This is a genomic window from Alcaligenes sp. GCM10023179, assembly GCF_042653705.1.
GTDB classification, from domain to species: Bacteria; Pseudomonadota; Gammaproteobacteria; order Burkholderiales; family Burkholderiaceae_B; genus Alcaligenes; species Alcaligenes phenolicus.
The window spans coordinates 581,814-602,073 of record NZ_JBHSIQ010000002.1 but is presented as its reverse complement, the minus strand read 5'-3'; the positions used below and the strand labels follow the sequence as shown (position 1 = coordinate 602,073).

Genomic DNA, 20,260 nt, shown 5'->3' with positions numbered 1-20,260 from the left:
CCCTGTCTTGAAGAGGGCTCGTCTTTACTTAGCGAGCTAAGCAAGCCGCCTTTTTTCAGGGGCGGCTTCGCTCTGTTTGCTTTCTTGACAAGGGGTTGCTGTGCTTCAAGCTGTTTCGCTGACCTGTAGACGGGGCCAGCGTCGTGTGTTCTCCGAGCTGAGCCTAAGGCTTGAAGCTGGCCAATGCTGTTTGGTCAGTGGGCCCAATGGCAGCGGCAAAACCAGCTTGTTGCGTATCCTGGCCAATATCGCCCAGGCCGACGAAGGCCAACTGATCTGGCACGACCGTCCCGTGCAAAGCAACGATAGCGATTACCGACGGCAGCTGGTGTATGGCGGACATGCGCCTGGACTCAATAGCAGTTTGTCGGTGCAAGAAAATCTGGACAGCCTGCTCATGCAGGATCGCGTTCCCCTAGAGCGGGACGCTTGCGACCAAGCGTTGTTGGCTGGCGGTTTGCTGGCTTACCGTCGCGTGCCTGTACGGCAGTTGTCAGCCGGACAACGTCGCCGCGTGTTTCTGGTGCGCCTGTCCCTGAGCAATCGCCCCTTGTGGATTCTGGACGAGCAGCTGACTGCGCTGGACAGCGCCGGTCAGAAGTTTCTGGGCGAGTTGATTGCGCAGCATCTGCATAAGCAGGGCGCTGTCATTCTAACTAGCCACCAGACCTTGCCCTGGGATTTGAAGGTGCAGCACCTGGATCTGGGGCAGGCATGTTGAGTCTCTTTTTAGCCTTGATGAAGCGTGAGTGGCGCCTGGCGATGCGTCGCCCCGGCGATGTCCTGATTCCACTGGTTTTCTTTTTGGTGGTGTGCAGCCTGTTTCCCTTGGGTGTGGGGGCGGATGCGGCCTTGCTGTCCAAGATGGCGCCTGGCGTGCTGTGGGTGTCGGCCTTGCTGGCCACCATGCTGTCGCTAAGCCGCCTGTTTGAACAGGACGAGCAGGATGGTGCACTGGAGCAGGTTCTGTTTTCTCACCTGCCGCTTAGCGTTTGGGTTTTGGGCAAGGTGCTGGCACATACCTTTTTGACAGGCCTGCCCTTGCTTTTGCTGGCTCCGATTCTGGGGCTGCAATTCAGTCTGCCTACGTCCAGCCTGGGCGTGCTGATGCTGTCCCTGGCGCTGGGCCTGCCCGTTCTGACCTTGTTGGGGGCGATTGGCGCGGCTCTGGTGTTGGGCCTGCGCTCGGCAGGGGTTTTGCTGGCTTTATTGATTTTGCCCTTTTACGTGCCTGTGCTGGTTTTCGGGGCGGGGGCGGTGCAAGCGGTTCAGGCCGGATTGGGTGCGCAAGCGCATCTGTCCGTTCTGGCCGCTTTTTTACTGTTGGCTTTGTTCTTTGCGCCACCTGCTACGGCAGCGGCGTTGCGCCTTGCTCTTGAGTAAATTCCATGAACTTTCTGTATCGCTACGCCGCTCCTCAAAACTTCTATGTTCTGGCCGGACGCATTATCCCGTGGGCTGCCATCCTGGCCTTTCTGCTGTTTCTGGTCGGCGCTTATGTAGGCTTCTTTTTGGCCCCTACCGACTTCCAGCAAGGCGAAGGCTATCGCATCATTTTCCTGCATGTGCCCGTGTCCTGGATGTCCATGCTGATCTATCTGGCCATGGGCTTCTGGTCCTTGATCTGCCTGGTTTTCAATAGTCGTACCGCCGCCATGATGGCAGCCGCGCTGGCCCCGACCGGGGCGATCTGTACGGTCTTGTCCCTGGTCACCGGAGCCCTGTGGGGCAAACCTATGTGGGGCGCCTGGTGGGTCTGGGATGCCCGTCTGACTTCCGAATTGTTGCTGCTGTTCTTGTACATGGGTTTCATGGGCTTGCGTGGTGCCATCGACGACCCGCGCCGCGCAGACAAAGCCGCTTCCATCCTGGCCTTGGTCGGGGTGGTGAATGTGCCCGTTATCTATTTCTCGGTGCAGTGGTGGAACACCTTGCATCAGGGGGCTTCGGTATCGCTGACCAGCTCGCCATCCATGGCCACCGTCATGCTGACAGGCATGTTGCTGATGAGTCTGGCCATGTGGTGCTACAGCATTGCCATCGCACTGTACCGGGTGCGCAATTTGATTCTTGAACGTGAGGCGCATACCGCCTGGGTTCGCAACTTGACGGAGGGCTGATGATGCATTGGTCGAGTGTGGGCGATTTTTTCGCTATGGGCGGCTATGCCGTGTATGTGTGGGGCTCGGTGCTGGCCTGTACCGTGTTGATGCTGGGTGAAGTGCTCAGCGTCCGGTCAGGGCGGGCACGGGCCTGGCAGCGGGTACGTGACGAGCGCGCCCTGGGGGACCAGCGCCATGACTAAGCGACAAAATCGTCTGGTCCTGATTCTGGGCGCATTGATCGTGTTGGGGGCGGCAACCGCCCTGATCCTCAATGCCTTCCAAAGCAGCCTGGTGTTCTTTTTTACCCCTACTGAAGTCAGCCAGGGGCAAAGCCCTGAAAACCGGACCTTCCGGGTGGGCGGCATTGTGCAGATGGACAGCATTCGCCGTGGTGGCGCCCAAGGCATGGCCGTGAACTTTGTGGTGACAGACGGCGCGGCCCAGGTGCCTGTCAGCTATACGGGAATTTTGCCGGACCTGTTTCAAGAGGGGAAAGGCGTGGTGGCTCAAGGTCGCTTGAACGAGCAGGGCCATTTTGTGGCGGAAGAAGTGCTGGCCAAGCACGATGAAAACTACATGCCGCCCGAGGCCATGCATGCCATGGAGCAGGCCGAGCGCGCGAAACAAGGAGCCCAGCCATGATCCCGGAGCTTGGACACTTTGCCCTGATTCTGACTTTTGTACTGGCGCTGGCCCAAGGCATTGTGTCCTTGTATGGTGCCTGGCGTGGCAATTTGGCCTGGATGGCTTTTGCACGTCCCGCAGCCCGCTGGCAATTCGGTTTGGTGGCCTTCAGCTTGCTGTGTCTGGCCTGGTCCTTTGTGAGCTTTGATTTCTCTGTTGCCTACGTGGCGCAGAACTCCAGCACCAAACTGCCTTTGTTCTACCGCATTGCTGCAGTGTGGGGCGGGCATGAGGGCTCGCTGCTGCTGTGGATGTTCATGCAAACGGGTTGGGCCTTTGCTGTCAGCATTTATTCGCGTTCCTTGCCGGAAGCCATGCTGGCCCGTGTGCTGGGCGTCTTGGGTCTGATTACCGCCGGTTTTCTGCTGTTTGTGTTGATTAGTTCCAACCCCTTTGAGCGCATGTTCCCGGTTCCGGCCGAAGGTCTGGATCTGAATACGCTCTTGCAGGATATTGGCCTGATTGTTCACCCTCCCTTGCTGTATATGGGCTATGTGGGCTTTTCGGTGGCCTTTGCTTTTGCGATTGCCGCTTTGCTGGCAGGCCGTCTGGACGCCAGTTGGGCACGTTGGTCGCGTCCCTGGACAACCTCGGCCTGGCTTTTTCTGACCTTGGGTATTGCCGTAGGTAGCTGGTGGGCCTATTACGAGCTGGGTTGGGGCGGCTGGTGGTTCTGGGACCCGGTAGAGAACTCCTCGTTTGTGCCCTGGTTGGCGGGTACCGCCCTGATTCACTCGTTGGCGGTCACGGAGAAACGTGGCAGCTTCAAAAACTGGACCGTGTTGCTGGCAATCAGCACCTTCTCGCTATCCATTTTGGGCGCTTTCCTGGTGCGCTCTGGCGTGCTGACGTCAGTACACGCGTTTGCTACAGATCCGGCCCGAGGTGTGTTCATTCTGAGTCTGTTTGCCGTCATTGTGGGCAGCTCCCTGATCCTGTTTGCCTGGCGCGCACCGCGTGTCGGAGCAGGTGGGCAGTTTGCCGTGGTGTCGCGTGAGTCCTTGCTGCTGGTCAACAACGTTTTGCTGGTAGTGGTGACGGGCACGGTGCTGTTGGGCACCTTGTATCCCCTGATTATGGATACGCTGGGCCTGGGCAAAATCTCCGTGGGGCCACCTTATTTCAACAAGGTGTTTGTGCCTTTGATGATCCCGGCTCTGGTTCTGATCGTGTTTGGCGTCATGGCAAATTGGAAGCGTGCCAGCATGATGGATATGGTGCGCCAACTGGCCCTGGTGATCCTGTTCAGTATCGTGCTGGGTGCAGCCATTCCTTTGCTGTACGGCCAGTGGCAGGGCACTGCCGCCTTGGGCGCGGGTCTGGCCATGTGGATTGTTTTGGGCAGCTTGTTTGATGTGGTCAAGCGTGTGCGCGCCACGCGGTCCGGCGTGTTCTCGCAACCACGCAGTTGGCTGGGTCAGCACTTGGCCCACATCGGGGTCGCTGTCTTTGTCCTGGGGGTGACCATGGTCAGCCACTACGAGACAGAAACCGATGTCTTGTTGCAGCCCGGTCAGACGGCGCAGGTGGGCGCGTATGACGCGCGCTTCCAGGGCGTGCGTATTGTGCCCGGCCCGAACTATTCGGCCGAACGCGGCACGGTAGAACTGCTGCAGGATGGCAAGGTGGTGTCCACCTTGTATCCGGAAAAGCGCACCTATCTGTCCTCGGCCTTGCCCATGACGGAATCGGCCATCAACGCCAATGGTTTGCGTCATATTTACGTGGCGCTGGGCGACAACTTTGATCAGGGCGGTTGGAGTGTTCGTCTGTACTACAAGCCTCTGGTGGACTTTATCTGGCTGGGTTGTTTGCTGATGGCCTTGGGCGGTGCGCTGGCAATCAGTGATCGACGCTATCGCGCCAAGCAAACCCGTGCCGCTGTGCAAAACAAAGCCATGAATACGCAGGTGCAGGCATGAACCGTTTTACTGTTCCCTTGATCGGTTTTGTACTGTTGCTGGTGTTTCTGGGCATAGGTTTGACCTTGAAGCCCAGCGAAGTGCCTTCGCCCTTGGTCGATAAACCGGCTCCGGCGTTCAGCCTGCCTCAATTGCACAATCCCGAAGCCAGTTTTTCGGGGGAGCAAATGAAGGGACGCGTCTGGTTGCTGAACGTGTGGGCCTCGTGGTGCTACCCGTGCCTGACCGAACATGCTTTCATCAAAGAGCTGTCCACCAAGCACAAGGTGCCGATTGTGGGCTTGAACTACAAGGACGTACCTGAAGAAAGCCGCGAGTGGCTGCTACGCAATGGCAATTCTTATGAGGTCTCTGTCATGGACAGGGACGGTCGTGTGGGCATTGATTTCGGCGTGTACGGTGTGCCGGAAACCTTTGTGATCGACAAGCAGGGCATTGTGCGCTTCAAGCACATAGGCCCCGTGTCGCGTGAATCCATGGAGGAAACCTTGTTGCCTTTGATCCGTCGTTTGGAGCAGCAGCCATGATGATGCGTCAATGGATGGTGGCCTTGATGGCCAGTGTGTGGTTTCTGGTGCCGGCGGCGCAGGCCCAGTCGGGGGAGCAGGGTGCCCAGGAATCGGTGATGCTGGAAATTGCGGCCGAGCTGCGTTGTCTGGTGTGCCAGAACGAATCCATTGCGGCATCGCGTGCCGAGCTGGCGGTGGACTTGCGTCAGCAGATCATGGAGCAGTTGGGGCAGGGGCGTAGCCCCGATCAGATCCGCACGTATATGGTGGATCGCTATGGCGACTTCATTTTGTATCGCCCGCCCTTTAAATCCACCACCTTGCTGCTCTGGTTCGGGCCAGCTCTGTTATTGCTGACTGGCTTTCTGGTTTATGCCTTTACCCTGCGCCGTCGACGCCGCGCGGGTGATGACACGGCCTTGACCGAGGAACAACGTCGTCAAGCCGATGCTCTCTTGCAGGGCTCTTCTCGGGATGAACAATCGTGACTATTGTTTTTTATATTGTGGCCGCGCTACTGGTGCTGCTGTGCGCGGTGTATTTGATGTTGAGCGTCAAGCGCAAGCCCGCCGTGCAGCGTGTGGTTGAACACAAGCAGGCCAATCTGGCGATTCTGCGTGAGCAGCTCAAGGAAATCGAACGGGACAAGCAGGCCGGTGTCTTGTCTGCTCAGGACTTTGAACAGGCGCAGATGGATTTGCGCCAGCGTGTGCTGGAAGAGAACGAAGGGCTGAAAACGGAATCTGTGCAGCAAGCAGGCGCACCGAAGCTGGCCTGGACCTTGATGGTCAGCATTCCGGTCGCGGCTATCGCCTTGTACTTTTATCTGGGAAATCCGGCCATGCTCGATCCTGCCGCCGTGCAGCAGCAGGCCAACGCACAGCCCGTGGATATTGAGGCCATGGTGGCCCGTCTGGAGCAGCGTCTGAAAGAAAACCCGGACGATCCGGGTGCCTGGTTGATGATGGCTCGTTCGCATCGCTATTACGGCCGCCATCAGGAAGCGACACAGGCGTATGCCAAGGCCATGGCCGTGGTGGATGGAGACCCGACGGCATTGGCTGAATATGCGGAATCCATGCTGCTGGCCGGTGTCGATACCTTGGACGGTTTGCCGGGTCGTTTGGTCAAGCGATCGCTGGAGCTGTATCCCGAGGAGCCATTGGGCTTGATGCTGGCCGGCGCTGCCGCTTTGCATAAAGAGGAGTATCCGGCGGCGATCGACTACTGGCAGCGTTTGCTGGCGCAGTTTCCACCTGATTCGGAAACCGCCAAGGTCGTGAACCAGGGCTTGCAACTGGCGCGCGAACGTATGCGTATGCCGGCCGCCCCTGCAGCGGAACCTGCCACGGCCCCTTGATATGGAAATAGTGTCTTTGGATTTGGGCCTTATCGCCCTGATAACGGCATTTCTGGCGGGGATGGCTTCGTTTCTGTCCCCCTGCGTCTTGCCCTTGGTTCCCGGTTATTTGTCTTATCTGGCCGGGGACGGGCAGGTGTATACGCAGGTCAAGCGCAGCCAGCTACTGGGTCGCAGCGTTTGCTTTGTGGCTGGCTTTTCACTGGTTTTTATCGCCTTGGGAGCCAGTCTCTCTTACCTTGGTCAGCTGTTGATGGCCTATCGCTACGAGTTGAATGTGGCGGCAGGTGTCATGGTGGCTTTAGCGGGTTTGAGTGTGATGGGGGTGCTGCGCATGCCCATGAGTCTGCAACGTTACTATCGCTTTGAATCCGGCAAAGCGGCAGGCCCTGGCGGGGCAACGGTAATGGGGCTGGCGTTCGGCTTTGGCTGGACTCCGTGCATCGGCCCGATTCTGGCGGGCATTTTGATGATGGGAGCCAGCACGGCCAGTGCGGGCAAGGCCAGTATCCTGTTGTCCGTCTACGCTTTGGGTCTGGGCGTACCTTTCATCCTGGCCGCCTGCTTCCTGACCCCCTTCTTGCAGCGCATGACCCAGATCAGGAAGATCGGGCGCTATGTGCGCTGGGGGGCGGGGCTGGTGCTGATTGTGATGGGTTGGGCCATGGCAACCGGCGAGCTGGCGCGGTTTGCTATCTGGGTGCTCAAGACCTTCCCGGTGTTAGGGCAACTGGGCTAACAAGCCTCAGTATTTGCCTGTTATCAGCGTGGTGCTTCATCAGCTATCAGGAAGCACCGCATTGTCACTTCACGGCCGCATTGCCACCATCCGCGAACAAGGCGGAGCCGGTCACAAAACTGGACATGGGGCTGGCCAGAAAGAGCGCTGCGGACGCAATTTCTTCAGGTTGGGCGATTCGCTTCATGGCGTGCAGCCCCGCCGCCCAATCCTTGGTGCTCTGATCTCCGGCAATGTCTGTGTCAGTTCCGCCAGGCAAAAGAGCGTTGGCACGTATACCTTGCGCCGCATAGTCCGCCGTGATGCCTTTGACCAGCCCCATGAGCGCCGCTTTAGCGGCACCATAAGCGCTCATACCGGGCAGGCCGACACTGGTACCTACAAAGCTCGATGTGAAAACAATCGAGCCGCCTCCGCGATGGAGCATGGCCGGAATCTGGCTACGGGCACCCAGAAAGGCTGCCTCAAGATTGGTATCCAGTGTTGCTTGCCATTCTTCCAGGGACATCTCGGCCAGCGGCTTGAGGGCACCGACAATACCGGCGTTATTGATCGCAATATCCAGCCCACCGAATCTGCTGTTCGCGGCTTCGATCAGTTGCTCATGGGTTTCAGCCTGCGTAATGTCCCCCGCCACAAACTCGGCACGGCCGCCAGACTGCCGGATCTCCTTGGCGACGGCCTCAAGCAATGCGCCACGCCTTGCCGTAAGAACAAGTGCCGCTCCCTGCTCAGCAAACATCAATGCGATGGCGCGTCCAATACCAGAGGATGCGCCGGTAACAAGGGCAACCTTTCCATCAAGCAAAGCCATGAGTGAAATCTCCTGTATTTCTATTGGGAGCTCACATCGTATGTGTCCTGGCCTGACGGGGAACTCCGTTTCTTGCCTTCAAAACTCGTTCTTGATGATTGGGCAGGCAGCCGACTATCAGTCTTGTACTTCGCGGCGTAGCAGTTCACGTTTTCGGTCTATCCCCCAGCGGTAACCGGCCAGATCGCCATCGCGTCGTACGACGCGGTGGCATGGGATGGCCACGGCAATGTGGTTGTTGGCGCAAGCCTGGGCCACGGCACGCACAGCTTTGGGCGAGCCTATGCGTTCGGCAATGTCGGTGTAGCTGACGGTGACGCCTGGCGGGATCTCACAGAGCGCGCGCCAGACTCGTTCCTGGAAGGCCGTTCCTTGTACATCCACTGGCAGGTGCAAGCCAATAGAGGGCGTTTCGATGAAGCCCACGACTTGAGCGATCAATTGCTCGAAGTCGCCGTCGCAGCCGATGATTTCGGCTTTGGGAAACTGATCTTGCAGGTCACGAACCAGTTGATCGGGATCGTCGCCCAGCAAGATGGCGCAGATGCCGCGTTGGCTTTGGGCTACCAGAATCGCTCCTAGAGAGCACTGACCTACAGCGAAACGGATGACAGCACCGGCCCCTCCAGCCCGGTAGTCCCGTGCACGCATGCCTAACAACTGTTCAGAGGCTTCGTAGAATCGGCTGTTGGAGTTGAATCCGCTGTCGTAGATCGCATTGGTGATGGACGTGTCCGGACTACTCAGTTCCTCGCGCAGTCTGCGAGCACGATAGGCCGAGCTGTATGCCTTGGGCGTCAAACCTGTTTCGGCTTTGAACAGCCGATGAAAATGGAAGGGGCTTTTGCCCACCGCGGCTGCCAGCGTGTCCAGCGATGGCGGCGTCTCCGAAGTTTCGATCAGGCGGCAGGCACGAGCCACGATGGCGGCCCGCTCGGCTGCGGCGCTGGTTTGAGAGCCATGGGCCCTACGGCTATAACGATAGCCTGCCGCTTCAGCGCTCTGGGGCGAATCGAAAAATTCGACATTCTCGCGCTTGGGCAACCGTGTTGTTGAGCTGGGTTGGCAGTACACGCCTGTGGTACGCACCGCATAGACGAACTGGCCATCGGCAGCGGGGTCTCGTGCCTGCACAGCCGCCCAGCGCTGATCGTCGGTTTTGTAAGCAGGGTTCGTAGTCATAGGGCAGGGATCCTGACATCATCAATTACGAAGCCAGAATACGCGGGTCTTTCATCGCAAGCACTCCGATTCTTGCGGTCAATATTGACAGACCCGGCTGACACCACACAAGAGCCTGTCAGTTGTTGACGGTATGTGCGTGCTAAACGAAGCAGTATGAAAAAAGGCCGGTATCAACCGGCCTTTTTATTGGCTCTGAAGCGCTGGCACCGTGAAAGGCGCGTCGTGCTTACAGGGCGCTGGGGGTGTAACCCGCTTCTTCAATCACTTTCAGGGCTTGTGCGCCATCCAGACCTTGAACGGTAACCTGGTGTTTTTCCAGATCCGTGCTGACGGTGGCTTGAGGGGCGACAGCCTGAATGGCTTCAGTGATGCTGCGTACACAGTGGCCGCAGGTCATGTCGGGTACGGAGAAGGTGGACATAGCTGACTCCTTTGATAAAAACAATGGAGTCAGCTTAAGGCTTGCCACGGGGGCAAGGTCAAGTGCTGTTTTTTTTAAAACAGGGCCGGTGACATCAGGCGGATCTGATCAAACTCGGGATTGCCCAGCCATTGAATCTGGCTGCTGGCTAAACCTGGGCCTGATTCCTTGTTTTCCACAAAAGCACCGTAGGAGATGGTCTGCTTTTGGGTGTCCAGTAGCACTACGTAGCTGGAGCTGGTGCAGTCATGGGGTTTGCAGCCCTGGAAAACCTGGTAGTCGCGGCCATCCAGAGACACGGTTTCGCCCGGCGAAGCCGTACCGAAATCTTTAACCCAGCTGGCGTTTTTGGCGACGTCCTGCATCAGGCTCTGATACTGCTGGGCCACTTGCTTGTTGGACTTGGCCAGGTCAGCCAGATAAACGGATTCCGAGGACTGTGCATTGCTCAGGAAAGGAACGAGCAGGGCGCTGCCAAGGACAAGGCGGCACAGAGAATGGGAAATACGCATGGGATCTCCAATAATGAGGCGAGCCTTCAGTTTAGCAGCGCGCTTAGTGCGGGATTGTTAACAAAATCAAGGAAAACCTGCATAAACGGCTATCCCTACAGTCGTTATAGTGCTTATCCGTCCATGGGATTGGCACGGGGCTTTGTTTCCTGTCGAATTACCAGGGCATTTGAGGGGTGTAGGTAAAAACCACAGCTTGCCAGCAAAATTGTTTCATAACTAAACTATTTATAAATGAATGGTTGGCATAGTTGAATTTGTAGTTCGATCTGCTGTGCATCTTATTTAAAGACAGCCTATAAGCGCGGTGGCGCAAGGAGATAACATGAAACGTATTGCATTGACCGTAGCTCTGGCGGCGGCTTTTGGCGGTTCTTTGGCTCATGCCGATACCATCAAAGTGGGGATGGCAATGGACACATCCGGTCCGTTCGCTGCCGTTGGTGGTGAAGTTCGTGATGGCTTTAATCTGGCCATCAAACAACTGGACGGCAAGCTGGGCGGTTTCCCGGCCGAGTTCATTCAACAAGATATGGCCGGTAATCCCGACCAGGCCCGCCAATTGGTCAATCGCTTCGTGCAGCGCGACAAGATCGACTTCTTTACTGGCCCCGTGGGTTCCAACGTAGCCCTGGCAGTGGCTCCCGCCCTGTTCTCGGCCAAAGTGCCTTACCTGACCAGTAACCCGGGCCCCAGCCAACTGGCCGGTGCCGGTTGTAATCCGTACTTCTTTGGCGTGTCCTACCAGAACGACGCCTTTGACGAGGCCGCCGGTAAAGTGGCTGCGGATCGCAACTACGAAAAAATGTTCATCATTGCCCCTGATTATCCAGCCGGCAAGGATCACCTGAACGGCTTCAAGCGTGGTTACGGCAAACCCGTCAACGACGAGCTCTACACCAAGCTGGGCCAGATTGACTACTCGGCTGAACTGGCACAGATCCGTGCGGCCAAGCCCCAGGCCGTGTTCTTCTTCCTGCCCGGCGCCATGGGCATCAACTTCATCAAACAGTTTGTGGCCGCTGGCCTGAATAAAGATGTGGTGTTGCTGGGCCCAGCCTTCTCGGGTGACGAGGACATCATCCCCGCCGTGGGCGAGCCTATCCTGGGCATGTTGAACACGGCTCAGTGGTCGCCTGACCTGGATGTTCCTGCCAACAAGACCTTTGTGGAAGAGTTCCGCAAAGCCTACGACGGCCGCTATCCATCGGTTTACGCTGCTCAGGCCTATGACGTGATTCTGGCTATCGACGCCGCCGTCAAACAGGTTGATGGCAAGGTGTCCGACCGCGAAGCGGTGCTCAAGGCACTGAAAGCCGCCGACTACAACTCGGTTCGCGGCCCATTTACCTACGGCAACAACAACTTCCCCGTGCAGGCTTATTACTTGCGTGAAGTGGTCAAGGATCAGGACGGACGTCTTGTGAACCGTATGGTCAGCAAGGTGTTTGACTCCTACCAGGACGTCTACGCCAAAGAATGCAAACTTAATTAAGATTCACAGGTGGTAAAAGCATGTCGCTCATTCTGATTAGCGAGCAATTGCTGAATGGTTTGCAGTTTGGTTTGATGTTGTTTCTGATTGCCGCGGGCCTGACTTTGGTCTTCGGCATTATGGATATCATGAACCTGGCCCACGGCTCCCTCTATATGGCGGGAGCCTATGTGGCCGCGGAAACCATGCAGCGTACAGGGTCTTTTACCGCCGCCATTGTGGTGGCGGTGGCGGTGACAGCCCTGGTCGGTATTGCCTTGGAAATTCTCATTCTGCGCAAGCTGGTCACTCGTGATCACCTGGCTCAGGTACTGGGAACCTACGCCGTTATTTTGATCGCCAATGATGTGGTCAAAATGATTTGGGGCCCAACCCCCGTTATGTTGAATATGCCTGCCTTGTTGTCCGGGCCGGTAGAACTCTTGCCTGACTTTCTCTATCCCGCCTTCCGTCTGATGATTATTGCGGTCGGTCTGGTGATGGCGCTGGCCCTGTATGCCTTCGTGACCAAAACACGAGCTGGGGTGCTGGTGCGTGCCGGTGCTTCCAACCGACAAATGGCCACCCTGATGGGGGTGCGTGTGCCTATTCTGTTCCTGGGTGTGTTCACTCTGGGAGCCGCTTTGGCAGCGCTGGCCGGTGCCTTGTTGGGTCCGATTACCGCGGTTCAGATCGGTATGGGCGAGGACATTCTGATCCTGGTTCTGGTCTGCATCGTGATTGGCGGGATTGGTTCGATTCGTGGCGCGTTTGTAGGTGCCTTGCTGGTGGGTATGGTTGATACCGCTGGCCGTGCATTCCTGCCTATGTTGCTGCGTAACGTTTTCCCGGCAGATGTGGCTTCCAGCGTCGGTCCTACGATTGCCGCCATTTCGATCTATGTCCTGATGGCTGTTGTTCTTGTTTTCCGTCCTTCGGGCCTGTTCCCGGCGCGAGGTTAATGTATGTCTACTTCGCGTATTTTGTCCGCCCTGGTGCTGGTGGCCTTATTGGCTTTCCCCTTGATTGCACCGATGTATGGACTTGAGTTCTACATTTCGTTTGTACGCCGTATCTTCATCTATGCCCTGGCTGCCAGTGCCTTGAATCTGGTGCTGGGTTATGGCGGGATGGTGGCCCTGGGCCATGCCGCGTTTTTCGGGGCAGGGGCCTATACCGTGGGTATCCTGGCTACCGAAGGCGTGCAAAGTGGCCTGATTGCCTGGCCTGCCGCCATGGTGATCTCCGGCTTGCTGGCTTTCCTGACCGGTGCCGTGTCGCTGCGTACTCGTGGTGTGTACTTCATCATGATCACGCTGGCGTTTGCCCAGATGATCTTTTATCTGTTCATTTCCTTGCGCCAGTACGGTGGCGAGGACGGCCTGAACATGTACAGCCATTCATCCTTGCCCGGGATTGATCTGAGCAATGAGCTGAGCTTTTACTACCTGGTTCTGGCTATTCTGGTGGGGGTGCTGTTCCTGTTCAATCGTCTGGTTAAAGCCCGTTTCGGGCAGGCCTTGATGGGCACGCGTGAAAACGAAAGCCGCATGACAACCTTGGGTTACCCCGTCTACCGCATTCGCCTGACGGCTTACACCTTGAGCGGCGCCATCATGGGTCTGGCCGGAGCCTTGCTGGCCAACCACAACCTGTTTGTCTCGCCCAGCCTGATGAACTGGACCCAGTCGGCTGACCTGATCATCATGGTGCTGGTGGGGGGTATTGGCTTGCTGTATGGCGGTGCTCTGGGTGCGTTCGTGATGTTGGTGCTGGAAGAGTTGCTGCGCAACTGGACCGAGTACTGGCACATGCCTTTGGGTATCTTGTTGCTGCTGGTGGTGTTTTTTGCACCCAAGGGGCTGGCCGGGCTGGTGCGTGTCCGCTCGGCCGCTGATCCCGCTACTACCGCCAAGGAGCAAGCATGACGAACACGATAGCAACCGCCTCCAAGGCGGGCAGCGGCTCGGCCGCTTTGCAAGCCCGTGGTCTGATGAAGCGCTTTGGTGCTTTGCAGGCTACCAACGATGTGTCCCTGGACCTGGTGCCTGGTGAAATTCATGGTTTGATCGGCCCGAACGGGGCTGGTAAATCGACCCTGATTCATTTGCTGTCGGGCACCTTGACCCCGGATTCGGGCCAGCTCTTGCTGGGTGGCCGGGATGTGACTTCCTTGTCGGGTCACCAGCGTGTGGCTGCCGGTCTGGCACGTTCGTTCCAGATCACCAACATCTTCAAGAACTACACGGTGCTGGATAACCTGGTGCTGGCTTTGCAGGCATGCAGTGGCAGCAGCTTCCGCTTCTGGCGTGCTCGTCAGGCGGAAACCGAGCTGTACGAGCAAGCCCGTGCTTTGGCTGCCGAATGTGCCATTGATGCGTCCTTGCTGCATACCCAGGCCGGTGTGTTGCCGCATGGCGAGCAGCGCAAGGTGGAATTCGCCCTGGCTTTGGCCAGCCGTCCGCAAGTTCTGCTGCTGGATGAGCCTATGGCCGGGATGGGGCCGGACGAAACGCTGCGCCTGACTGAATTGATCGAAACCATGCGTGGCAAAGCCACCATGTTGCTGGTCGAGCATGATATGGAAGCCGTTTTCCGTCTGGCTGACCGGATTTCTGTGCTGGTGGCGGGGCACATTATTGCTACCGGCACGGCTGCCGAAATCCGCGATAACGAGGCTGTGCGTCAAGCTTATCTGGGCGACGACGACACGCCAGTTCCAACCAAGGTGGAAAGCCATGCTTGAAACGACTCAATTACAAAGCGGCTATGGCGCCAGCCAGGTGCTGTTCGGGGTAGATCTGTCCATTCGTAGCGGGCAGGTTGTGACTGTGCTGGGCCGTAATGGCATGGGCAAGACCACCTTGCTGAAAACCATTCTGGGCCAGTTGCCGGTGCGCGGCGGCGATGTGAAGTTCGACGGCCAGTCCATTGCGGGCTGGAATCCGGACCGTATTGCCCGTGCCGGGATTGCCATTGTGCCCGAAGGGCGTCAGTGCTTTCCCAACCTGACCGTGGCCGAGCACTTGACGGCCTTTGCTTGCAACCGCAACCCCAAAGCCAACAAGACCTGGACGCCCGAGCGTGTCTATGACTTTTTCCCGCGCTTGCGTGAGCGTGCGTCCAATATGGGCAACCAGCTCTCGGGCGGTGAACAGCAAATGCTGGCCATTGGCCGTGCGCTGGTCACCAACCCCAAGCTGCTGATTCTGGATGAAGCCTCCGAGGGACTGGCACCCAAGGTGCGTGAAGAAATCTGGAACTGTCTGGCCGTCTTGCGTGAAGAAGGGCAAACCATCTTGCTGATCGACAAATATGTCGAGCGGCTGATGGCCTTGTCGGATCACCACATTATTCTGGAACGTGGCAAATTGGTCTGGCAGGGGAACTCCGAAGCATTGGGGGCTGATCGCACCTTGTGGACGCGCTATTTGGGCGTGTAAAAAAACACAAACTGCAACAATCCCAAGATGCCGCCTGCTTGATTGCAGGCGGCATTTTTTATGAGTTTCGTCAAGGCGCTATAGGGGATTGTGGCGGAGTAGTTGCACTTTCTTCTGAAAGTTCCCTAAGCATCTCTGGAAAGATTATTTCCTTGCGATGTATCAATGTGTAATGAAATGGCATTCCTTACGATGTCCATAAGGCCAGCAGGGTTATGGGTCCTAACCGGACCACTCACTGGCAGGAAGCTCTGTCATCCCATAAGGAAGTTGTTATGAAATTACGCCTGTTCACTCTCTCTGCTCTGGCCGCCGGTCTGCTGCTTGGCAGTGCCGCGCAAGCTCAGGAAAATGAGCCTGTACAGCCGATTCCCGCCGCAGTTGTCACTGATCCGGCACGCGTTGAACTGGGCAAGAAGCTGTGGTTTGAACCTCGCCTGTCCCGTTCTGGTTTCATCTCCTGTAACTCCTGTCATAACCTGAGCATGGGTGGCACGGACAATATCCGTACCTCCATCGGGGATCGCTGGCAGGAAGGCCCCATCAACTCGCCTACCGTCCTGAACTCCAGCCTGAACGTGGCCCAGTTCTGGGACGGCCGTGCCAGCGACCTGAAAGAGCAGGCCGGTGGCCCGATTGCCAACCCCAAGGAAATGGCGTTCACACACGAGCTGGCCATGGAGTTCCTGAGCTCCATCCCCGAGTACAAGGCCGAGTTCAAGCAAGTCTTTGGCAAGGCCGACTTCGGTATTGATGAAGTCACCTCCGCAATTGCCGCCTTTGAAGAAACCTTGGTGACGCCCGATTCCCGCTTTGACCTGTGGTTGAAGGGTGACAAGAAAGCCATTACTGATCAGGAGCTGGCTGGCTATCAACTGTTCAAGAATAGTGGTTGTGTGGCCTGCCACAACGGTCCCAATCTGGGCGGTACCTCCTTCCAGAAAATGGGTCTGATCGAGCCGTACCAAACCACCAACCCGGCTGAAGGCCGTGCGGCTGTGACGGGTAAGGATGCTGACCGTTTCAACTTCAAGGTTCCTACCTTGCGTAACGTCGAGCTGACCTACCCTTACTTCCACGATGGTGCCGTCAATACCTTGACTGAAGCAGTGGATACAATGGGTCGTCTGCAGTTGGGTCGCAGTTTCTCTGCAGAGGAAAATGCCCAGATCGTCGCGTTCCTGAAAACGCTGACGGGCAAACAGCCTGAAATCGTGCTGCCAATTCTGCCACCTTCGCGTGACAACACACCACGTCCGGTGCCATTTGGTTCTTGATAGCAGGCTATTCAGGCGGCTTTTCATGAGCTAGGCCGCCTTGAAGTGACCCAGGTCCTGGATTTTTTATTTTCCTGGCCTGGGTTTTTGTATTTGGCTGTGGATTCATGGCCTTGCTTGGCGTTCAAGACAAGAATCCCCTGCTGTTATTGTTGATGCTCGATCAGGCGGGCTAAAAAAATAGTACCATTTAGATACTATTTCAATGACTGGAACCATCATGAGTCGCATTGTCCTGTTTGAAAACATTCATCCTAGCGCCCGTGAAGTTTTTGAGGCTGCGGGTTTGACCGATATTCAGACCTACAAGGGAGCCTTGTCGGGTCAGGAGCTGCTGGACGCTGTCAAAGGCGCCGAAGTTGTCGGAATTCGTTCCCGTACCCAGTTTGACAGCCGGGTGCTGGAGCACGCAGACCAGCTCAAAGTGCTGGGATGCTTTTGTATTGGTACCAACCAGGTGGATCTGGATCAAGCCCAGAACCATGGTGTACCGGTCTTTAATGCGCCGTTCTCCAATACCCGCTCCGTTGCCGAGCTGGTGCTGGGTGAGGCCATCTTGTTGCTACGTCGTATCCCCGAGAAGAACCTGCGCGTACACCAGGGTTTCTGGGACAAAAGTGCCGATGGCGCTTTCGAGATCCGTGGCAAGACTTTGGGCGTGATTGGTTACGGCAATATTGGTTCCCAAGTCGGTACTCTGGCCGAAGCGCTGGGTATGCGCGTGCTCTACCACGATGTGGAATCCAAACTGCCGCTGAGCAATGCCCGTGTCTATGGCAGCTTGAAGCAGATGCTGGCCGAGTCCGATGTGGTCACCTTGCACGTACCAGGCGGGCAGGGCACGCACAACATCATGAATGCCGAGACGATTGCGGCCATGAAACCCGGTTCCATCCTGATCAACGCTTCTCGCGGCACGGTGGTGGATATTGATGCCTTGCACCAGGCTTTGCTTAGCGGTCATCTGGCAGGTGCTGCGCTGGACGTGTTCCCAACCGAACCGAAAAGCGTGGACGAACCTTTGAAGAGCCCCTTGATCGGTATGCCTAATGTGATCCTGACGCCGCATATTGGCGGTAGTACTCAGGAATCCCAGGAAAACATTGGCCGTGAAGTGGCCGAGAAACTGGTTAGCTACTTGCGTAGCGGCGCTACCAAGGGCGCGGTGAACTTCCCCGAAGTGTCTTACTACGACATCCAGGGTGCTGTGCGCCTGCTGCATGTTCATCGCAACGTTCCCGGCGCGATGGGTGGCTTGAACAATATTCTGGCCCAGCACGGTATCAACATCACCCGCCAGCAGCTGCAAACGCAAGGCGAGTTGGGTTATGCCATGACGGACCTGGATCGTGTGCCCGAGCAGGGTTTGCTGGAAGCTGTGCGTGCCCATCCTGGTACCGTACGGAGCGATCTGATTTTCCCGGCTTGAAGCGGTAATCGGATCCTAAACAAACGGCCCCGGATTCTTTTGAATCCGGGGCCGTCTGCTATCCGTCCGTCTGCGATCAGGCCGAGTGCATGGACTTGGTGGGCCAGGCAATCGTCTGTTCCGGGCTGCTGCCAGGAACAATAATGTCGCGCAAGGTGTAGTTATCCAGATAACTCAGGAACTGGGCCAGCGCCTGTTTAAGGATATTGCTCAGGTTGCAGCGACCGCTCAGGATGCAGTGGGTGCCGCTGCCCAGGCACTCCACTACCGCCAGATCGGTTTCGGTATAGCGTACCAGCTCGCCCAGGTTGATGTCTTCCGGCGCACGGGCCAGCCGCATTCCGCCGTTTTTCCCGCGCTGTGTCTGAATCCACCCGCCCTTGGCGAGCAGGTGGGTGACTTTCATCAGATGGGCTTGGGAAATCTGGTGGTACTGGGCAATTTCCGCGATGGTACAGAGCCTGTCTTCGTTCTGACCCAGATACATCAATTGACGCAGGGCGTAGTCGGTAAGGTTGGTCAGACGCATGATCAGGGCAGTTGCAGCTCGCTGGCCACTTGAGTGGGGTTGTGCTGGAACTGGTAGCCAAACCAGAAGCTGCGGGCGATGCGCTGGGCATATTCCAATGCCAGCGCGGCCATGGCCTGGTTTTCACGCTCCTGGCAGGTTTCCTTGAACAGGCGTAGCCATTGTTCAAAGTGGCTGGCCTGAATATGCTTGAGCGACAAATGCTTGGCCATGGGATTGCCATTGAAGCCATCGGTCTTGAGCAATAGAGATGACCAGAACTCTTCCATTACGCCCAGATGCGTATCCCAATCCTTGATGCGCTCGGAGAAAATGGGGCCAAGGACGTCGTCCATGCGGATGCGATCGTAAAAGTCCCAGACCAGGTCATGAATTTCCTGGCGGGTACACAAAGGGTTGAGAGCCATAATATTTTGAATTTAAAGATATATATTTTATCTATCTTATTGGTAGGACTCATCGGGGTCAAGCCGGAAAGAAAACGCTTGGGAACGGGACATTTTCACGCCGGATTTCACGCTGATTCAACGCTTGCTTTCCTACACTGCTTGCACGTTTCAGCGTATGGATGTTGCGTTTGCGGTGTTTGGCCAGTCTGGCCGGCTTGCAAGGGCTGTACAAGTCTTGAACGGTGCTCTTTAAGAAAGACAAGTATCACCGAAGGTAAATTGCACTAGGCGGTCTGGCGGGCTACGATTACTTTTTGTTGGCTAGACCTTGGTTTTGTTACAGCACGGTGCTCAAGGAATAATGATTACAAAACGACAGGCCCAAACGCTTTCTTGCGTTATCCCTGGTTTGAATGAAGCAGAAAACCTGCCCGCATTGCTGCCGGTTTTGGTGGCAAAGTTGCGCGAACTGGTTCCGGACTTTGAAATCATTTTCGTTGACGATGGCAGTACCGACGCAACGCCTTTGGTTATTGAGCAATTGCGTCAAACCTACCCTCAATTGGTCTATTTGCAGTTATCGCGCAACTTTGGCAAAGAGGCGGCGTTGACGGCAGGGCTGGAGGCCAGCCGCGGGCAGGTAGTCGTGTGCATGGATGCGGATTTGCAGCATCCCCCTGCCTTGATCGAAGCCATGCTGGAGCGCTGGTCTACAGGCCTGGAAATGGTCTATGCCGTGCGGGAAACCCGTGACGACGAGACCTGGATGAAGCGGGCGGGCACCAGTTTGTTTTACAAGCTGATGCGCACGTCTAACGGTTTGCGTGTGCCGCGTGATGCAGGCGATTTTCGCCTGATGGATCGCTGTGTCGTTGATGCCTTGATGGCCTTGCCCGAGCGCAGCCGCTTCATGAAAGGCTTGTTTGCCTGGGTGGGTTTTCCGTCCGAGCCCATTTACTACTCGCCTGCCGAACGCTTGCATGGTGTCAGCCGATTCCGCCCCACTAAACTATTGCGCTTTGCGGTGGATGGTTTGACGGCATTCACCACCTGGCCACTGCGGTTGTTGAGCCTGTTAGGGGCAGTGTTGGCCATGCTGTCTTTCAGCTACGGCTTGTTCATTATCTTCAAGCACTTGTTGTATGGGGATGCCGTTCGGGGCTGGGCAACCTTGATTACGGTGGTACTGTTTTTCGCGGGGGTGAATATGCTCTCGCTGGGTGTGGTGGGCGAGTATGTCGCCAGCATCTTTGCCGAGGTCAAGCATCGGCCCTTGTATCTGGTGCATCGTCGCCGGGGGCAGGGACTGGCTCAGGCCTCTGAACCGGCACCTGACCAGAAGCAGTTAGCGACCCCCGATCAGGACCCGCAGCAAGGCTGAAGGCAAGCCTGGTTTTGAAGGCAGGCCGGATCGTTTAATTGGCGAACTGCTCTCATTTGTAATTGAACGCTACATCGATATTCTGAA

At 56.8% G+C, this 20,260-nt stretch carries 24 protein-coding genes; 18 read left to right on the top strand and 6 right to left on the bottom strand.

Annotated elements, in window-relative coordinates:
- Positions 1-100 precede the first annotated feature (100 nt).
- Genes ccmA through ACFPDR_RS12095 form a run of 10 tightly spaced genes read left to right on the top strand, consistent with a single transcriptional unit; the run spans position 101 to position 7,319 of the window.
- Positions 101-721 (top strand): cytochrome c biogenesis heme-transporting ATPase CcmA, encoded by a 621-nt coding sequence (ccmA, locus tag ACFPDR_RS12140; RefSeq protein ID WP_035271226.1) that lies wholly within the window; start codon positions 101-103, stop codon positions 719-721.
- The gene (gene ccmB, locus ACFPDR_RS12135; protein ID WP_376911164.1) at positions 715-1,383 is read left to right on the top strand and encodes a heme exporter protein CcmB; all 669 of its coding nucleotides are present in this window, start codon (positions 715-717) and stop codon (positions 1,381-1,383) included. Before ccmA ends, ccmB begins: the two co-directional genes overlap by 7 nt.
- Before the next feature lie 5 nt (positions 1,384-1,388).
- Entirely contained in the window at positions 1,389-2,120 is a 732-nt protein-coding gene (ccmC, locus tag ACFPDR_RS12130; protein WP_009462363.1) for a heme ABC transporter permease CcmC, read from the top strand.
- Positions 2,120-2,305 carry a heme exporter protein CcmD gene (gene ccmD / locus ACFPDR_RS12125; protein ID WP_321290103.1) on the top strand — a complete coding sequence of 62 codons (186 nt, stop codon included), beginning with the start codon at positions 2,120-2,122 and terminating at the stop codon, positions 2,303-2,305. Before ccmC ends, ccmD begins: the two co-directional genes overlap by 1 nt.
- Positions 2,298-2,747, top strand: a complete 450-nt coding sequence (ccmE, locus tag ACFPDR_RS12120; protein WP_022983242.1) for a cytochrome c maturation protein CcmE — start codon at positions 2,298-2,300, stop codon at positions 2,745-2,747. Before ccmD ends, ccmE begins: the two co-directional genes overlap by 8 nt.
- Positions 2,744-4,711, top strand: a complete 1,968-nt coding sequence (locus tag ACFPDR_RS12115; RefSeq protein WP_035271224.1) for a heme lyase CcmF/NrfE family subunit — start codon at positions 2,744-2,746, stop codon at positions 4,709-4,711. The genes ccmE and ACFPDR_RS12115 overlap by 4 nt, the downstream gene beginning before the upstream one ends.
- Entirely contained in the window at positions 4,708-5,238 is a 531-nt protein-coding gene (locus tag ACFPDR_RS12110) for a DsbE family thiol:disulfide interchange protein (RefSeq protein WP_009462261.1), read from the top strand. Before ACFPDR_RS12115 ends, ACFPDR_RS12110 begins: the two co-directional genes overlap by 4 nt.
- Complete coding sequence (locus tag ACFPDR_RS12105) at positions 5,235-5,708, top strand: cytochrome c-type biogenesis protein (RefSeq protein ID WP_009462259.1); 474 nt, start codon at positions 5,235-5,237, stop codon at positions 5,706-5,708. Before ACFPDR_RS12110 ends, ACFPDR_RS12105 begins: the two co-directional genes overlap by 4 nt.
- Positions 5,705-6,580, top strand: coding sequence for a c-type cytochrome biogenesis protein CcmI (gene ccmI, locus ACFPDR_RS12100; RefSeq protein ID WP_022983240.1), 876 nt, complete (start codon positions 5,705-5,707; stop codon positions 6,578-6,580). Before ACFPDR_RS12105 ends, ccmI begins: the two co-directional genes overlap by 4 nt.
- 1 nt (position 6,581) lies before the next feature.
- Positions 6,582-7,319, top strand: a complete 738-nt coding sequence (locus tag ACFPDR_RS12095; protein ID WP_022983239.1) for a cytochrome c biogenesis CcdA family protein — start codon at positions 6,582-6,584, stop codon at positions 7,317-7,319.
- Positions 7,320-7,383: 64 nt separating this feature from the next.
- Here ACFPDR_RS12095 and ACFPDR_RS12090 read toward each other — a convergent pair whose 3' ends face one another.
- The 4 genes from ACFPDR_RS12090 to ACFPDR_RS12075 form a co-directional block, all read right to left on the bottom strand.
- Complete coding sequence (locus ACFPDR_RS12090) at positions 7,384-8,133, bottom strand: SDR family oxidoreductase (RefSeq protein ID WP_239055127.1); 750 nt, start codon at positions 8,131-8,133, stop codon at positions 7,384-7,386.
- Between the two features lie 117 nt (positions 8,134-8,250).
- Positions 8,251-9,315 (bottom strand): bifunctional DNA-binding transcriptional regulator/O6-methylguanine-DNA methyltransferase Ada, encoded by a 1,065-nt coding sequence (gene ada / locus ACFPDR_RS12085; protein ID WP_060186297.1) that lies wholly within the window; start codon positions 9,313-9,315, stop codon positions 8,251-8,253.
- Positions 9,316-9,544: 229 nt separating this feature from the next.
- A complete protein-coding gene (locus ACFPDR_RS12080) occupies positions 9,545-9,739 on the bottom strand; it encodes a heavy-metal-associated domain-containing protein (protein WP_022983238.1) in 195 nt (64 codons plus the stop codon).
- Between the two features lie 74 nt (positions 9,740-9,813).
- Positions 9,814-10,251, bottom strand: a complete 438-nt coding sequence (locus ACFPDR_RS12075; protein WP_137430704.1) for an Ivy family c-type lysozyme inhibitor — start codon at positions 10,249-10,251, stop codon at positions 9,814-9,816.
- Between the two features lie 325 nt (positions 10,252-10,576).
- On the opposite strand from ACFPDR_RS12075, the gene ACFPDR_RS12070 reads away from it, so the two are divergent.
- The 7 genes from ACFPDR_RS12070 to serA all read left to right on the top strand — a co-directional run bounded on the left by ACFPDR_RS12070 (position 10,577) and on the right by serA (position 17,874).
- Positions 10,577-11,746: an ABC transporter substrate-binding protein gene (locus ACFPDR_RS12070; RefSeq protein WP_009462245.1), complete on the top strand. Its 1,170-nt coding sequence runs from the start codon at positions 10,577-10,579 to the stop codon at positions 11,744-11,746.
- Positions 11,747-11,766: 20 nt separating this feature from the next.
- Positions 11,767-12,687 carry a branched-chain amino acid ABC transporter permease gene (locus ACFPDR_RS12065; RefSeq protein WP_022983237.1) on the top strand — a complete coding sequence of 307 codons (921 nt, stop codon included), beginning with the start codon at positions 11,767-11,769 and terminating at the stop codon, positions 12,685-12,687.
- A 3-nt stretch (positions 12,688-12,690) separates the two neighbouring features.
- Complete coding sequence (locus tag ACFPDR_RS12060) at positions 12,691-13,653, top strand: branched-chain amino acid ABC transporter permease (RefSeq protein ID WP_035271219.1); 963 nt, start codon at positions 12,691-12,693, stop codon at positions 13,651-13,653.
- Positions 13,650-14,471, top strand: a complete 822-nt coding sequence (locus tag ACFPDR_RS12055) for an ABC transporter ATP-binding protein (protein WP_009462241.1) — start codon at positions 13,650-13,652, stop codon at positions 14,469-14,471. Before ACFPDR_RS12060 ends, ACFPDR_RS12055 begins: the two co-directional genes overlap by 4 nt.
- On the top strand, positions 14,464-15,168 hold the full coding sequence (locus ACFPDR_RS12050) for an ABC transporter ATP-binding protein (protein WP_009462239.1): 705 nt from the start codon (positions 14,464-14,466) through the stop codon (positions 15,166-15,168). The genes ACFPDR_RS12055 and ACFPDR_RS12050 overlap by 8 nt, the downstream gene beginning before the upstream one ends.
- A 275-nt stretch (positions 15,169-15,443) precedes the next feature.
- Entirely contained in the window at positions 15,444-16,445 is a 1,002-nt protein-coding gene (locus ACFPDR_RS12045) for a cytochrome-c peroxidase (protein ID WP_009462237.1), read from the top strand.
- A gap of 220 nt (positions 16,446-16,665) precedes the next feature.
- Positions 16,666-17,874 (top strand): phosphoglycerate dehydrogenase, encoded by a 1,209-nt coding sequence (gene serA, locus ACFPDR_RS12040; RefSeq protein WP_035271218.1) that lies wholly within the window; start codon positions 16,666-16,668, stop codon positions 17,872-17,874.
- A 76-nt stretch (positions 17,875-17,950) separates the two neighbouring features.
- Here the strand turns inward: serA and ACFPDR_RS12035 are convergent, their stop codons facing one another.
- Positions 17,951-18,403: an RrF2 family transcriptional regulator gene (locus ACFPDR_RS12035; RefSeq protein ID WP_035271217.1), complete on the bottom strand. Its 453-nt coding sequence runs from the start codon at positions 18,401-18,403 to the stop codon at positions 17,951-17,953.
- A gap of 2 nt (positions 18,404-18,405) precedes the next feature.
- Positions 18,406-18,810 (bottom strand): group III truncated hemoglobin, encoded by a 405-nt coding sequence (locus ACFPDR_RS12030; protein ID WP_009463895.1) that lies wholly within the window; start codon positions 18,808-18,810, stop codon positions 18,406-18,408.
- A gap of 343 nt (positions 18,811-19,153) precedes the next feature.
- Between ACFPDR_RS12030 and ACFPDR_RS12025 the strand changes: the two genes are divergently transcribed.
- Complete coding sequence (locus ACFPDR_RS12025; protein WP_060186300.1) at positions 19,154-20,173, top strand: glycosyltransferase family 2 protein; 1,020 nt, start codon at positions 19,154-19,156, stop codon at positions 20,171-20,173.
- Positions 20,174-20,260: the final 87 nt, after the last annotated feature.

What these genes read in the sequence shown, in the direction of transcription:
- ccmB (WP_376911164.1), top strand. Translation starts at nt 715, where the DNA reads ATGTTGAGTCTCTTTTTAGCCTTGATGAAGCGTGAGTGGCGCCTGGCG.
- ccmC (WP_009462363.1), top strand. Translation starts at nt 1,389, where the DNA reads ATGAACTTTCTGTATCGCTACGCCGCTCCTCAAAACTTCTATGTTCTG.
- ccmD (WP_321290103.1), top strand. Translation starts at nt 2,120, where the DNA reads ATGATGCATTGGTCGAGTGTGGGCGATTTTTTCGCTATGGGCGGCTAT.
- ccmE (WP_022983242.1), top strand. Translation starts at nt 2,298, where the DNA reads ATGACTAAGCGACAAAATCGTCTGGTCCTGATTCTGGGCGCATTGATC.
- ACFPDR_RS12115 (WP_035271224.1), top strand. Translation starts at nt 2,744, where the DNA reads ATGATCCCGGAGCTTGGACACTTTGCCCTGATTCTGACTTTTGTACTG.
- ACFPDR_RS12110 (WP_009462261.1), top strand. Translation starts at nt 4,708, where the DNA reads ATGAACCGTTTTACTGTTCCCTTGATCGGTTTTGTACTGTTGCTGGTG.
- ACFPDR_RS12105 (WP_009462259.1), top strand. Translation starts at nt 5,235, where the DNA reads ATGATGATGCGTCAATGGATGGTGGCCTTGATGGCCAGTGTGTGGTTT.
- ACFPDR_RS12095 (WP_022983239.1), top strand. Translation starts at nt 6,582, where the DNA reads ATGGAAATAGTGTCTTTGGATTTGGGCCTTATCGCCCTGATAACGGCA.
- ACFPDR_RS12090 (WP_239055127.1), bottom strand. Translation starts at nt 8,133, where the DNA reads ATGGCTTTGCTTGATGGAAAGGTTGCCCTTGTTACCGGCGCATCCTCT.
- ada (WP_060186297.1), bottom strand. Translation starts at nt 9,315, where the DNA reads ATGACTACGAACCCTGCTTACAAAACCGACGATCAGCGCTGGGCGGCT.
- ACFPDR_RS12080 (WP_022983238.1), bottom strand. Translation starts at nt 9,739, where the DNA reads ATGTCCACCTTCTCCGTACCCGACATGACCTGCGGCCACTGTGTACGC.
- ACFPDR_RS12075 (WP_137430704.1), bottom strand. Translation starts at nt 10,251, where the DNA reads ATGCGTATTTCCCATTCTCTGTGCCGCCTTGTCCTTGGCAGCGCCCTG.
- ACFPDR_RS12070 (WP_009462245.1), top strand. Translation starts at nt 10,577, where the DNA reads ATGAAACGTATTGCATTGACCGTAGCTCTGGCGGCGGCTTTTGGCGGT.
- ACFPDR_RS12065 (WP_022983237.1), top strand. Translation starts at nt 11,767, where the DNA reads ATGTCGCTCATTCTGATTAGCGAGCAATTGCTGAATGGTTTGCAGTTT.
- ACFPDR_RS12060 (WP_035271219.1), top strand. Translation starts at nt 12,691, where the DNA reads ATGTCTACTTCGCGTATTTTGTCCGCCCTGGTGCTGGTGGCCTTATTG.
- ACFPDR_RS12055 (WP_009462241.1), top strand. Translation starts at nt 13,650, where the DNA reads ATGACGAACACGATAGCAACCGCCTCCAAGGCGGGCAGCGGCTCGGCC.
- ACFPDR_RS12050 (WP_009462239.1), top strand. Translation starts at nt 14,464, where the DNA reads ATGCTTGAAACGACTCAATTACAAAGCGGCTATGGCGCCAGCCAGGTG.
- ACFPDR_RS12045 (WP_009462237.1), top strand. Translation starts at nt 15,444, where the DNA reads ATGAAATTACGCCTGTTCACTCTCTCTGCTCTGGCCGCCGGTCTGCTG.
- serA (WP_035271218.1), top strand. Translation starts at nt 16,666, where the DNA reads ATGAGTCGCATTGTCCTGTTTGAAAACATTCATCCTAGCGCCCGTGAA.
- ACFPDR_RS12035 (WP_035271217.1), bottom strand. Translation starts at nt 18,403, where the DNA reads ATGCGTCTGACCAACCTTACCGACTACGCCCTGCGTCAATTGATGTAT.
- ACFPDR_RS12030 (WP_009463895.1), bottom strand. Translation starts at nt 18,810, where the DNA reads ATGGCTCTCAACCCTTTGTGTACCCGCCAGGAAATTCATGACCTGGTC.
- ACFPDR_RS12025 (WP_060186300.1), top strand. Translation starts at nt 19,154, where the DNA reads ATGATTACAAAACGACAGGCCCAAACGCTTTCTTGCGTTATCCCTGGT.